General features: G+C 58.7%; 12 protein-coding genes. 10 read left to right on the plus strand and 2 right to left on the minus strand.

Going from position 1 to position 13,734, the window contains the following annotated elements:
- Positions 1 to 145: 145 nt before the first annotated feature.
- Complete coding sequence (locus Pan189_RS02370; RefSeq protein ID WP_310820978.1) at positions 146 to 1,078, minus strand: tetratricopeptide repeat protein; 933 nt, start codon at positions 1,076 to 1,078, stop codon at positions 146 to 148.
- Positions 1,079 to 1,282: 204 nt separating this feature from the next.
- On the opposite strand from Pan189_RS02370, the gene queC reads away from it, so the two are divergent.
- A complete protein-coding gene (queC, locus tag Pan189_RS02375; RefSeq protein WP_375154899.1) occupies positions 1,283 to 2,005 on the plus strand; it encodes a 7-cyano-7-deazaguanine synthase QueC in 723 nt (240 codons plus the stop codon).
- An 8-nt stretch (positions 2,006 to 2,013) separates the two neighbouring features.
- Positions 2,014 to 2,724, plus strand: coding sequence for a 7-carboxy-7-deazaguanine synthase QueE (locus Pan189_RS02380; RefSeq protein ID WP_145362365.1), 711 nt, complete (start codon positions 2,014 to 2,016; stop codon positions 2,722 to 2,724).
- On the opposite strand, the gene Pan189_RS02385 is transcribed toward Pan189_RS02380, so the two are convergent.
- Positions 2,721 to 3,371, minus strand: coding sequence for a nucleotidyltransferase family protein (locus Pan189_RS02385; protein WP_145362366.1), 651 nt, complete (start codon positions 3,369 to 3,371; stop codon positions 2,721 to 2,723). The two genes, Pan189_RS02380 and Pan189_RS02385, sit on opposite strands and share 4 nt — an antisense overlap.
- Positions 3,372 to 3,621: 250 nt before the next feature.
- Here Pan189_RS02385 and Pan189_RS02390 point away from each other — a divergent pair, with 250 nt between their 5' ends.
- The 8 genes from Pan189_RS02390 (at position 3,622) to Pan189_RS02425 (ending at position 13,728) form a co-directional block, all read left to right on the plus strand.
- Complete coding sequence (locus Pan189_RS02390; RefSeq protein ID WP_145362367.1) at positions 3,622 to 3,870, plus strand: YegP family protein; 249 nt, start codon at positions 3,622 to 3,624, stop codon at positions 3,868 to 3,870.
- A 408-nt stretch (positions 3,871 to 4,278) separates the two neighbouring features.
- Positions 4,279 to 5,121, plus strand: coding sequence for a MarR family winged helix-turn-helix transcriptional regulator (locus Pan189_RS02395; RefSeq protein ID WP_310820980.1), 843 nt, complete (start codon positions 4,279 to 4,281; stop codon positions 5,119 to 5,121).
- Between the two features lie 129 nt (positions 5,122 to 5,250).
- Positions 5,251 to 8,286 carry a TolC family protein gene (locus Pan189_RS02400; protein WP_145362369.1) on the plus strand — a complete coding sequence of 1,012 codons (3,036 nt, stop codon included), beginning with the start codon at positions 5,251 to 5,253 and terminating at the stop codon, positions 8,284 to 8,286.
- Between the two features lie 139 nt (positions 8,287 to 8,425).
- Complete coding sequence (locus Pan189_RS02405; RefSeq protein ID WP_310820981.1) at positions 8,426 to 10,024, plus strand: efflux RND transporter periplasmic adaptor subunit; 1,599 nt, start codon at positions 8,426 to 8,428, stop codon at positions 10,022 to 10,024.
- Positions 10,021 to 10,743, plus strand: a complete 723-nt coding sequence (locus Pan189_RS02410; protein ID WP_145362371.1) for an ABC transporter ATP-binding protein — start codon at positions 10,021 to 10,023, stop codon at positions 10,741 to 10,743. Before Pan189_RS02405 ends, Pan189_RS02410 begins: the two co-directional genes overlap by 4 nt.
- Before the next feature lie 220 nt (positions 10,744 to 10,963).
- Entirely contained in the window at positions 10,964 to 12,301 is a 1,338-nt protein-coding gene (locus tag Pan189_RS02415; RefSeq protein WP_145362372.1) for an ABC transporter permease, read from the plus strand.
- Positions 12,302 to 12,861: 560 nt separating this feature from the next.
- Positions 12,862 to 13,098 carry a hypothetical protein gene (locus tag Pan189_RS02420; protein WP_145362373.1) on the plus strand — a complete coding sequence of 79 codons (237 nt, stop codon included), beginning with the start codon at positions 12,862 to 12,864 and terminating at the stop codon, positions 13,096 to 13,098.
- A gap of 327 nt (positions 13,099 to 13,425) precedes the next feature.
- Complete coding sequence (locus tag Pan189_RS02425) at positions 13,426 to 13,728, plus strand: hypothetical protein (protein WP_145362374.1); 303 nt, start codon at positions 13,426 to 13,428, stop codon at positions 13,726 to 13,728.
- Positions 13,729 to 13,734 lie beyond the last annotated feature (6 nt).

Raw genomic sequence — 13,734 nt, forward strand, 5'->3', positions numbered from 1 at the left:
GCGCGGTTCGCTCGCGCTTCGGATCGCCAATATCGACAGGATAAAGGGACTTCGGCAAAGAGAGAAGCAACCCGACCACCGGTGCGTCGTTCTCGCCCGAAACTTCGGTGGTCAGCCGCATTCGCAAGGCGGTTTGCCGGTGCCGCTATCGACGGATCGGGGCGGCGCTACCATTTTCGAACGGGACAACCGTCGGTCCGAACTCGAGACCGGGGCCGAACATCTGGCGGGGCGCCTCGGGATTCGTAGGCGGAACTTGGTACGCGCCTCCGTTAAACGTTCCGCCAGTCGGCGTGATTTCGGGGCGGTCGGCGATCGGGCCGCTCGGAGTGGCCGGCGGGGGCAAATTCTCGACTGCTTTTCCAGCCCCCGTTCCGTTGAGCGCGTTCCAAGTCGCCGGTGGGGCCGTGACATACTGCACGGGTCGGCTCGAGGCCATTTGTGAGGAGACGCCCGTTTTGACCCCGTTCAGGCGGGCCATCACGGCGGGCTGATTCCAGTCATACGCCAACGATTGTCGATAGAGCGAGGCCGCTTGTGCGGGCCTGCCGGTGTCTTCGTACAAACCCCCGAGCTGTGCCAACGCGATCGGATGATTCGGGCGGATTGCGACTGCCTGGCGCAGCGTTGCCTCGGCCCCGGTGATGTCGCCCATCTGCTGTTGCAGCCAAGCCATTTCGATCAGCGGCTGCGGTGACGACGGGTCGGCCGATCGCCATGAATGGACCAAATCAACCGCTTCGTTCATTCGACCCTGGTCCGCCAGCGTCGACGCGAGTCCGTGATACGATGGCTGATGCTTCGGGTCCTTTGACAAAGCCTGTCGGTAAAAGGCTTCGGCTCCGGACTTGTCGCCAAGCTTTTGGCTGGCGGAAGCAACGTTGTGCAGATAATCGACGTTCGCGGGATCGTCCACGGCGGCGCGACGGAATTCATCGCGCGCGGCAATATAATTGCCGGACGAATAATGGGCTTTGCCCGATTCGTTGAGCGCCCACGCATTGAGCTGATTGCAGCCCGATACGCAGGTGGTCAGAATCAGGACAGCGCAGCAAACGGCGGGGCCGAGAGGGCGCACGGGGAGCCTCCTCCGGTGTGGGTCAAACGGGTAACTCAATGGTCGATGCGGGTCGGGGTGACCATTGAATCCGCGGCGTTCTAGTTGTCCGCCCCAATCGCCTCAACCCGAATCCCGGTGACGGCGATACACTGCGGCGCTCGCACTTCGTCTTTCGGCATTGAATGTCAGTTTTAGATTATTGAGCAGTGATGGCAGATGAGCATGGCAGACGAGAAATTTGAACCGGGCTCGATGAACGGTCACCGCGCCGTCGTGCTGGTCAGTGGCGGGCTCGATTCGGCGACCGTGCTGGCGATGGCGAAACAAGCCGGCTTCGATGTCTTTGCTCTGTCGTTCGATTACGGGCAGCGACACCGCTTTGAACTTGAAGCGGCCGAGAAAGTCTGCCGGTCAATGGGGGCATCGCGACATGTCACGCTGTCGCTCGACCTCCGTGCGTTCGGCGGCTCAGCACTGACTGCCGATATCGATGTGCCGAAAGACCGCGCCGATGACGAGATGGAGGCAGGCATCCCGATCACCTACGTCCCGGCTCGCAATACCGTTTTCTTATCATTAGCCCTCGGATGGGCCGAGTCGCTCGACGCGTCCGACATCTTTATTGGTGTCAACGCCGTCGATTATAGCGGCTACCCCGACTGCCGAACGGAGTTCATTCAGGCGTTTGAGCAAACGGCGAACCTCGCTACGAAGTCAGGCGTCGAAGGATCGGCCCACTGGAATATCCACACTCCGCTGATCGAACTGACGAAAGCGGAGATCATCCGCGAGGGCGTGGCATTGGGGGTCGATTTCTCGCTGACGCACAGTTGCTACGACCCGGACAAAACAGGGCGCGCCTGCGGACATTGTGATTCGTGTATCCTTCGACGGCGAGGCTTCGAGAGCGCCGGCGTCCCCGATCCGACGCCGTACGTCGATTGACCGCTGATATGTTCGTCTCCGAAATCTTCCATTCGATACAAGGTGAAGGCGGCCTCGCGGGGACGCCTTCCGTGTTCGTTCGCACGAGCGGCTGCAACCTTCGCTGCTGGTTTTGCGATACGCCTTACACGTCGTGGAACCCCGAAGGGTGGCACGAAGAGTGGCAATCCGTGTTGGACAAAGCCCTCTCATTTGAGTGCGAGCACGTTGTCGTCACCGGCGGCGAACCGCTGTTGCAGCCTGATGTCGTCCCACTGACGAAAGCCCTGAGCGAAGCCGGTCGACACATCACAATCGAGACCGCCGGGACGGTTGATCGAGACGTCGCAGCCGACCTGATGTCAATCAGCCCGAAGCTGGAAAACTCGAACCCGCATCGAGATCGTCCGGTCGAACAAGACGCAAAGCTGCGGCGGCGCTGGTCGGACCGGCACGATCGAATCCGCAACCGGCCCGACGTAATTACACGCTTCATTTCCGACTACGGGTACCAATTGAAGTTCGTTGTCGATCAACCGACCGATCTCGACGACGTCGAACATTGGTTGACGCAGCACCCGAGCGCTAAGAGGGAGCACGTCTATTTGATGCCGCAGGCTCGGTCGGAAGACGAACTCGCCGATCGCAGCGACTGGCTTATCGAAGCCGCGGCGGTGCGAGGCTATCAATTCTCACCACGGCTGCACGTCGAATGGTGGGGCAACGTGCGGGGGCGTTAGCGGATTTCTCTTTCGTCGTCAGGCACGGAGTGATAGCCGTCCCACAGTTCGAGAAATTTCGCTCGGACGTATGGATCAAGGGCTTCGGCCAATGTTCGGTCGAGTTTCAGGTATCGGATTAGTTCCTGCACGTCGGCCAAGTCACGCATGCGGCCCGCAGCCGAAATTCCTGAAGCCAACTTCAACTCGATCAGCCTCGGCAGAGACACAACCTGCAGATCGCCCCGTTTTTCGGAGACCGAAGAAGGGGTGGGAAAGACAACCGGCTTCGGCTTACCGTCGCCTGGATAGTCGCCACTCGTAATGAATTCAATTTTAACTTTTGTGTGGGTGTCGCGAAGATGCTTACTCATTTCGAAGGGTGGCAAGTATCCGCGGCCCCTAAGTGCCTCGTGGATTCGTCGTCGATCCTCTTTCGTCACGAGCAGGTCGACATCCTCGGTAAAGCGTCGATACCCGTGGTAAAACAGAGCCATCCCACCGATGACGGCATAGTCGATCTTCAACTCATCCAACCGCGTCGCAATCCGTTTCAATGTTTCATGCACGCGGCCCTTGCCGTCGAGAAAGAGGCTTCCTTCGCTCAAGGCGGTCTCCAGGTCGGCGTCGAGTTCGGCGCTGAAGTCGGTAGCGGCGGTAGCAGACATCGGCTTCTCCTGATCGCGTCGACGGATTGAATTCTATCACTGCCGACAACGTGATCGCCAGATAGAGTTGGCAGTGCTCCACGGTCGTTCGGAATTCTCTCCCGACGCATCTTGCTTCGTTATTTTCTGAATGGAATGCTTCAAATGACTGCCATAGCAGTTGGTCTATAGATCGGGCCTCAGTAGGCTATGCCGATCAGCGCCCGCGCGGGTGCACTATCACGGAGGTCTTTTTGGGGGAGACCGCACGATGCCTGCTGGAAAATTTGAAGTATTCTCGGACAAAAAAGGTGAGTTCCGTTGGCGGCTGAAGGCCAGCAACGGCCGGCAAATCGCCAGTTCGGGCGAAGGCTACAAGGAAAAGAAAGACTGCATGAAGGGAATCGCTTCACTGCAGAAGAACGCACCCGAAGCGAAGATCATTGAAATGGATCCGCCGGAAGCTCCGAAGAAGACCGTTAAAAAGAAGGCGGCCAAGAAGAAGTCCGCTAAGAAGTAATTCTGACGACACGACGGGAGCGCAACCGCGCGGTTCTCATTCGCGAATCGCTTTTGAACTCCTTGTAAAATTTTCAATAGCGTGATGATGCGAAGGCGGGTCGAATTCGGCCCGCCTTCTTCGTTGCGCTCTGCTGTTTTTGCGGTACGCCTATCGGGTCGTCCGACTCACTCGGCACCGATTTTCTCAAATGTGCTTGGTCGATTCGCCTCGCTAGAGGTGGTTCCGAGATGACCACCGAGCGGTAATCGTTCAAAGTCCCCCAAATTACTTCACCGTTAAATCCGGGGAAATCGGCAATATCGCTTCAGGCGCGAACTCTCGTCAGCCGAATAAACAGTCGGGAAGAGGGGTTGTCGCAGCGACGACACCCGACTGTGACGAGCCGTAATGAAGTGGAGACGTTTGATGACCGACCCGTCCGCCGCAGAGTCGAGACCGTACCGATCCGAACCGGAGCAGAGCACGTATCCGTTCGGGCCGACGCCGACTGACTCACGGACCGCGTCTTCGCCGAATACGGCGGAACCGACACCGACACCGCACGCCGGTCCGTCACAAGAACCAAGGCCGACCGGTCACTCGTCATACGGTGCTCGGCCGGAAACGCCGGCCTCAACGCCGACGGTTCCGACCTATCCCTTTCCGCAACAACACATCACTCCGGAGCCGTCGCAGCCGACCGCCTCGGGACATCCGTTGAATGCCGATTCGTCCGAAGAAGCGTACGCCGAGTCGCACATCGCCGGGCGGATTACACCGGAAGCGACCGTTCCGGCTGCACCCGATGCCCCGAGCAGCTTGATCGAAACACTGCTGCGAGTCGGCCATCGCCTCCGCGGGCTGCTCGACAACCGCTTCTCTGAGCTCGGGCTTTCGGACGCACGGTTCGTCGCTTTGAAGATCATTCGCGAAGCGGCCCCTCACGGCTGCACCCAGGCACATTTGGCGTCGAAGCTCGGTCAATGTGAATCGAGTATCAGCACGCTCGTCGAGCGGATGCGGACATCGCAGTTGCTTTATCGCCTGCGTTCGAAAGCGGACCGCCGCAAGCGGGTCTTGATGCTCACCGAAGACGGTCGACGGCTTCTCGAAGACGCCTCCGTCAAGTATGAGCGAGAAGCCCGGCTGCTGTGCGAAGGGCTGACCGAAGAGGAACGCACGAAGCTTGCCGATCTGATGGCCGAACTCAACTCGGGACTGGAACGAGCCGAATCGGGCGTCGATTCCCGCAGCAGCAACGCGGCCTGATCGTTCGGGACTCGTTCGCCGCGTCATCCGATCTCGAAACACGCCCTTCGTTCGGCCTCCGGACGAGGGGCGTTTCCGTAAGCCGCGATTGGTCAACTCCAATAGGCTTCGCACACCGGGAGACCTCCAATGGGTCGACGCTTGCCGCCCGGCCGACTGACTTCGATTGTCATGTTGCTGATCGCTTCCGCGGCGATCGCGGTCTCCGGCTGTTCACGCAGTTATTGGCGCCGCAATGCCGACAAAGAGTCGTACGCGCTCATTCAGGAGAAGACGACCCTCGATCCGCGTTGGACGCCTCCGCGCATTGACGTCACACCGGACCCGCGCAGTCGAAACTTCGATCCCTACGACCCTGATTTCGGGCCGACGCCACCTGACGATGAGGCCGCCCATATTTACATGGAGCGGGTCGGCGATTTCGGCGAAATCAAACAGTCGAAGTATTGGAACAAAATCGGAATGTCGGTCGACGGTGAGAACCCGTTCTGGGTCGAGTCGTTGGCTGCGTCCTCGGGGGGGTTCGAACAGGTCGCCGCTGAGTCCGCCGCCGCGCCACCGGCCCCTGCCGTAATGTCCGATGATGAGTTTGACGGCGGGTTCAATACCGAAGACCCCTACGATGAGCGAGGGCAGACGGTCGATGACGGCGCGAGCGCTGAAGAGTTCACACTACCGCTCCCCGCGCCCTCGATTGAACGACTTCCAACAGAGGATCAGCGATTCGACGATATTGACCCGATTCTCCCGCCGCGGATCGAAGAAACGACCCCCCGGGCAGAGACGTTCGTTGAACCGGGAATGCTCGATCCCGAATCGTACAATGCGATTGCGCCGGAGGGCGGTCTCGACCTGACGCAGGCGAACCCCGATCTGCCGGCGCTGCGGGAGATCACGCTCGCTGATGCGATCGAACTCTCTTACATGAACAACCGCAATTATCAGTCGGTGATTGAGGACCTGTATCTGACCGCATTGGCCCTGTCGTTCGAACGATTTCAATTCGATGTCCGCTTTCTCGGTTTCGGCGGAACGCCGTCGGGAGATATCGACTTTGTCTCGCCACCCGAACCGGGGCGTGACCGCGTTGCGATGAACAACCGGGCCGGAGTCAGTCAGCTTTTGCCGGCGGGTGGGCAGTGGATCATCGAACTGGCGAACAACACCCTTTGGCTGTTCGGCGCCGGCGATCAGGAGCAGACGTTCTCGGCCCTCTCCTACTCCGTCGTACAGCCGCTGCTATTGGGAGCGGGGCGCAAAGTCGTGCTCGAATCGCTCACGCAGGCAGAGCGAAACGTCCTCTATTCCGCCCGCGATCTGGCCCGGTTCCGACAGACGTTCTTCGTCGATACCGTCTCCGGAGGACCGGGGGGCGGTTATCTGCAATTGCTCGCCCAGAAGCAGACAATCGTAAACCTCGAAGGCAATATTCGTCGGCTCGAACAGCAGCTTGACGTGCTGAAGGCCGACACGCTCGAGCAGGATGTCCTCGCCGTAGCGCAGTTGGAATCGTCGTTATTGTCCAACCTCAACCGTTTGCGTTCGGCACGAAGGTCGTTGCAAGACGATTTCGATCAATTCAAAATCCAACTCGGACTTCCGCCCGAAATCTACCTCACACTCGATGATTCGCTGCTCAAGACGTTCGAATTAATCGATAACGAGTTGGCCGATGTCGAAACGCAAATCATGGGTTTCTTCGATTTCTATCGCACGATCGACCCGGACATTCCTGAGCCGGAGCGTCTGCGTCGGTCGATCAGCGATCTTGTCCGGCTCAGGGGACTCGTTCGCCAAAGCGGGATCGAACTGGTTTCCGCGGATATGGAAGAAGTGCTGGAACTACTTCCAGCCCGGTTAGAAAGCCTGCCGGACGAGGCGAGTCGTCGGCGGGTCGAAGAAAACGTCGCCGGTGACCGCACGTTGTTCGACGAGGCGAATTCGCAGCTCGAGCTAGCGTCTGTCGAAGTGGAAGCGCTCCGGGGCATTGACTTCGATGAACCTCGCACCAACGAGCAATACGTGCAGATCTATGGCGAAGTCCGCACCGCGCTCGACCGACTGCTCAAGGTGTCACGAAATCTTCAAGCCGCACAGGCCGGTTTCCGCACGGAGTTGATCGAACTCGTGCCTTACGACATCCCGCTCGAAGAGTCGCTGGGGCTGGGTCTGGCCAATCGGTTCGACCTGATGAACCAACGGGCATTGGCTGTCGATGCACGGCGTCAGGTGGAATTGACTGCCAATGCGCTCAAAGGGGTCGTCAACGTCGTCGTCGAAGGTGATGTGCGTACCCGGCCGTTGTCGCAGAACCGGGGAAATAACCCGTTCGATTTCCGGGCGGACGATAGCACCTTCCGGGCGGGTCTCGAATTCGTCACACCGTTGGATCAGATCGACGAGCGGAACGACTATCGCGCGTCCCTGATCGCCGCACAGCGGGAGCGGCGCAACACGATCTCGTTGACAGATTCCGTAATCGCCGATATTCGCCAGAACTGGCGGCAGATTGAGGTGTTTCAACGGAACTTCGAAGTTGCACGTGACGCACTGCGGGTCGCGGCGCTGCAGTACGATTTGACGGTCGAATTGGTCAGCCCGCCGCCGGGCGAAAATCCGTCGAGCGGTCTGGACATCCTGAACGCATTATCAAACTTGTTAAGTGCGCAAAACGATTTGATCGGCATTTGGGTGTCGTATGAGACTGCAAGACTGAATATCTACTCCGCAATGGGCACGTTACAGGTTGACGAACGCGGGTTATGGACCGATCCTTTCTATCAGAACGGACTCCGCATTCCGGACCCTCCTGTAACAGAGTCGGCTCCGCCGGCACCCCTCCCCGGTCCGGAACTACCTGCCGAAGACGACGACCGCGGCATCTCGGCCCTTCGGCCGGTCCTTCGATTCGAGGATTCCCGCAAGGGCGAATCGGAGTGGAATACGGTGCAGCGCGCCGCAACACAAACATCGCCCCCCATCGGCGACTCAATCCGGTCCGTCAGTTATGAGCAGCCTTCCCGTCGAAACGCCCCCGACACCGCAACGCTCCGCGTCGAGCGCGATCGGATCGCGAAATCTCCCGAACAGAGAACAACCGGCGGCCCGAAACCCCTCTTCCCCGACACATTCGGGCTTGAGAAGCGGCTCGACCGGGGAAACTGATTCCGCTGAGCACAGATCAGGGCGTCGCATCCGTCACGCCGCAATTTGGACCTTCGCAATCGCCCTGCTCGGCGCGGCGGCATTTACGGGGCGCGATTATCTTCCGACGAACCCATCACTTTCGGCATGGTCGTCCGGAGTGGACAACACAAAATTTCTGACCGCTGCCGCCGAGCGGAAGCCGTTCCGAATTACCGTTCGCGAACAAGGTACGCTCGACAGCCTCAACAGTTCCGTGTTGAGAAGCGAAGTCGAAGGCTCAACCGTCATCCTTTCGATCGTGCCTGAGGGGACGCCGGTCGAAGAGGGCGACATCGTGTGCGAACTCGACGTCGCCGGGCTGCGGGAACGCGAAAAAGAACAGCAGATCAAAGTCACGCAGGCCGAGGCAGACCTGACCAAATCGCAGGAAGACCTCGAGATCCAAAAGCGGCAGAACGAAAGCGATTTCGCGGCTGCGAACCTCGCCTATGAGTTAGCCCAGCTTGACCTGCGAAAATATAAAGAAGGGGAATACCTGCAGTCGTTGCGCGAGGTGGAAGGGGAAAGTCAGATCGCTCAAGAGGAACTCACCCGCGCGACCGAAGTCTACGAATTCACCAAGCGGCTGTCGCGAAAAGGCTATAAGAGCCAAAGCGAAGTCGAGGCCGCCCGCATTGCGGTCCTCAAGGCCGAGAACGAACTTGAGACAGCCGACGAAAAGCAGCGGGTTCTCGAAGATTTCGAGTACGAGCGATCGGTTAAGGAACTCGACGAAGTCGCGGCCGAATCAATCCGCGAACTCGACCGCGTCAAACGACAGGCCCGGGCCGCTATCGCTCAATTTAAGGCCGAGTTCGAAGCGAACGAGTTAAAGCTTGAGGTTGAGCAGGAACAACTGGCGAACTTTCGGCGTCAACTTGAGGCCAGCGTCATGCGAGCCCCGCAGCGGGGAGAAGTCGTCTACAGCCAAGAACGAAATTATCGCAGTAATTCGGAACTAATGGGCGAGGGAACCACCGTCCGCGAACGACAGATCATCTGCAAAATTCCCGACCTCACGCGAATGAAAGTCGATGCCCGGGTCCACGAATCGATGATCACGCTGATCAGCAAGGATCTGCCGGTCGATATTCGCATCGACGCCTTTCCCGAATATGTGTTTCGCGGCACGGTGACGAACGTCTCCAGTGTCCCGGTAGCGGCGAGTTGGTATCGGCCTGACCTCAAAGAGTATGAGGTTGAAATCGGACTCGATCCGTCCTCAGTCCCGCCGGAGGTCGAACTCAAGGCCCGGCTCAGCGTCGAAGTCGAGATCATCGTCGAAGCACGCGACGACGTCTTGCAAGTTCCGATGCAATCGGTCGTCGCCATCGGTCCCGAGCACATCATCTATCGGCTGGGGCCGGATGGCCCGGTCCGCCAGGGGGTTGAAGTCGGGGCGGTCAACGATTCGAAAATTGAAATCCTTCAAGGGATCGAGGCGGGCGAACGGGTCATCCTGAATCCTCGAACGCAGTTCGCCGACGAAATCAGCGAACTCGCCGTCGCCGCACGCGAAACCGCTTCGCAACTGCTTGACGAAGAGCGGAACGCCGATGTCGAGCGGCAAAAAAGTGCCGACGTACCCTCAGAAATCCGAACGCGCGCTGGCCCGCGGCAGGAAGTAAAAACCGAGGGTGCCGCGGCCGCCAATACCGACAAGTCGTCGCCTGCCGGCAAACGATCGAAGTCTGAGCCTGCGGAGAAGAAGTCGTGACCGGGACAGCCGATTTCGTCACGACCGAGAATGCAGCCGAAGTTGTCCAACTCGAAAAGACGTACGATCTCGGCGAGGTCAAGGTCCACGCGCTGCGAGGCGTGACGCTCGAATTTCCGCGTGGCGATTTTGTCGCCATCATGGGTACGTCCGGTAGCGGGAAAAGTACTCTCTTAAATCTACTTGGGGCGCTCGACCGGGCGACCTCCGGTCACTATTACCTCGGCGGCACCGATGTTTCGCTCTTAACCGACGACGAACTCTCCGCGATTCGAAACGACCACATCGGGTTTATCTTTCAGTCCTATAATTTAATTCCGCAGTATACCGTCGTTGAAAATATCGAACTCCCATTGACGTATCGGTCTGGCGGCAAAGTCACTCCGGATGACCACGACCGGATCATCGATCTCGCCGGACGCGTCGGGCTGTCTCAGCGACTCGACCACCGCCCGTTCCAACTTTCCGGCGGTCAGCAGCAACGCGTGGCGATCGCACGTGCTCTGGTCAACGATCCCGAGATCATCCTCGCCGATGAACCGACGGGGAACCTCGACTCCGCGACCGAGGAAGACATTTTGCGATTGCTCGAACAACTAAACGCCGAAGGCCGCACCATTATTATGGTGACCCACGAAGACGCGGTCGCCGAGCGAGCTAAGCGACAGATTCACATGAAAGACGGCGTCGTCGCCGGTGAGGGATTGTTTAAAGGGTAGCTGTTAGCTTTCGGCTGTCAGCTGTCAGCATTCTTCTACCAAGCGGTGAGAGCTATTCTAAATTGATTCACGTGGAGCGAAACGTTGTCGGCACGGAGAGAGTACGAGAGCCGTAACCAATTCATTAGCCGATAGCCGATTGCCGAAAGCCGAAAGCCGATCGCCGGTCGCCGATAGCTGATAGCTAAGAGCCGATCGCTGAATACAGAGAGCTAAGAACGTGAGTTTCCTCCGCACCATCCGTCTGGCTATAAAGAGCATCCTGCTGCACAAATTGCGCAGCGGGTTGACGGTGCTGGGTATCGTGTTCGGTGTGTTCAGCGTGATCGCGATGTTGGCGATCGGCGAGGGCGCGAGCCGCGAAGCGCAGCGGCAGGTGCTCGCACTTGGTGCGACGAACGTCATCGTCCGCAGCGTGAAGCCACCGGAAGACGCGGGCGCATCGAATACGTCGCGCGTTCTCGCGTACGGGCTGACGCGAGACGACTATCGGATTCTGCGCGAGACACTGCCCAACCTCTTGGAAGCGGCTCCGATCCGGGAAGCCGCTCAGGAGTTTCGCCATGGCACGAAAGTGATCAACGGACGGCTCGTCGGCTGCACTCCGGCCTATCGTCAGCTCAATAACCTTCAGATCTCGCAGGGGCGTTTTCTGACCGATTCCGACAATGACCTCATGGTCAACGTGGCCGTGATCGCCCACGACGTGGCCGGAAAACTCTACGTCGCGCAAGACCCGATTAATAAGGTGGTCCGTGTCGGCGAGAACCTGTATCGCATCGTCGGCGTCACGAAGCCTCGTGAAGCGACGGCCGCGGTCGGTGGGTCTTTGGCCGGGCAGAGCTATTCGGCCGATGTCTATATCCCGGTCCGGACGTTTCAGGCGCGCGTCGGCGACTTCATCTATAAACGCAGTGCCGGTTCCCGCTCCGCCGAAGAGATTGAACTAAATCAAATCACCCTAAAGGTGCGTCACCGCGACGATGTCGTTCCCACGGCCGAGGTCGTCCGCGAGACACTCGCTTATACGCACGCACGGTCAAAAGACTATTCAGTCGTTGTGCCGCTTGAACTGCTCAAGCAGGCCGATCAGATTCGGCAAATCTTCAATGTCGTGCTCGGCTCGATCGCCGCGATCAGCTTAATCGTTGGTGGCATCGGCATCATGAACATCATGCTCGCGACCGTGACAGAGCGAACCCGCGAGATCGGAATTCGTCGAGCGCTCGGCGCGAAACAGTCCGATATTCTCAGGCAATTTCTGACCGAAACGATCGTGCTGTCCGGTTCGGGGGGAGTCATCGGGATAATTTTTGGTCTCTTAACGCCTTTCGCATTCGGTAGCCTCAGATCGTTCCTTCAAGCCTTCGTGCTGGAAGAATCAGCGGCGGGCACGAACGAATTTGCACGTCTGTTTACGCAAATGACACCGGTGGTCGCGCCTTGGAGCCTGCCGGTCGCGTTTCTGATTTCGGTCGGCATCGGCGTCGTGTTTGGCGTCTGGCCCGCCCGTAACGCGAGTCGCCTTGATCCCATCGAAGCCCTCCGCCACGAATGACGTAATGCTGCTATTCGGGGGGCGCCCCACTTGATGCTGAGCCAAGTGTTCCAATCGCGGAATACAAGAGTGAGGTAGATCTGCCGATGAGGACCGGCTTGCCACCGTTCGTTCAGAACCTATGAAGAACTGGTGGCCAACGTGTTTTCACGAACCCGTGTCGCGAAATTCTTAAGCGGAATTTAACCGATGTGGCGATCGAAGGCGGGGGCGAGCGTCGAATCGCCCATTTGCGTAGGATGGAGAACCGCTCAAAGCGCTTCCAAATAGGTTTCGGCGCGAAACATCGAATCTTGCTGATTCATCCTCAATTGATCTTGCCAAGTTCGCCGATTTTTAATATCGACACATCTGTTACGTGCCGCGTGCCGGCGAACGATTCTACTTCTGACGGAAACTGAAGCCTACAGCCAGACTCACTACAACTTGACGCCGGAAGACGTTCTTCGTCGACACACCGCGTAGCGCTTACGCGGACCTGCAACGAACCCACACAGGGTTGCCAGGATGGCAAACCCAGGGGACAGGTCCCAAGTCACTGCGGAACGAAGGAGCGAACCGTGGCCAAGTTGTTTGCTTTCGGATGCCTGATTGCCGCTCTGTTCGGCCTCGGCACGCTGACCCGGGCGAGTTTCAATCTCAGCCCCGTCTGTCTGATCAATTGGCAATGCCCCGCCTGCTCGTGTTCGAACGTCTCGGACGCTGCATACACGTACTATCCGCGGTGCCTGCACTGCGGCGAGCGATACGGCGTCTCCGACTGGACGCTCACAGCCGACGCAGGCGAATCGTTGTAACTATTACAATCAGAAGAGTTTACGCTTCGCCCGCGTCGTGGCCCCACTGATCAATTTGTGAGCGACTTGCGTGCAGGTTGATTGCATTCCGAGCGCGCGAAATTCGGCAGCGGCCCGCCTCCTACGCAAGTTTCCAAGTCGTAAGCGCAACACTTCAGGGATGTTATGAGAGGACTGCATCGGCAGGCATTTCGGCGGCACAGCGTTCGCATCAACAATTGAGGTTTCTCAATTATTTGCCTTTTGTTAATCAAATCTTCATAATGAAGTGAACTTCGGTGCTCGGCCGCTCCGGTCGAGTCTTCCACACTACCGGAGGCCGTGATCATGTTGAGCAAATTTGTCAGCGGGTTGGCTCTCGTCGCCTCGCTGCTGTTCGTGGGGTCGATCGCTCGTCACGCCCTGATTCCGGCAACAGGACCGATTCTCGCATGGAAGTGCGAAACCTGCGGAGCGGGCAACGCGATCCGCTCCGATGCACTGGCTGACCCGGAGTGTCGCCGCTGCGGTCATTTCGATACCGGCGTTGTCAGTTTCGCAGTGCGGGACACCGACGCGCCCGATTCGACCGGGGAGACGGCCGTCGTCGTTGCCGCATCGGAAAGCGGACCGGCAGCCGTCATTCGATAGGCCGGG

The sequence above is a fragment of the Stratiformator vulcanicus genome, assembly GCF_007744515.1.
In the GTDB taxonomy this organism is placed as follows: domain Bacteria; phylum Planctomycetota; class Planctomycetia; order Planctomycetales; family Planctomycetaceae; genus Stratiformator; species Stratiformator vulcanicus.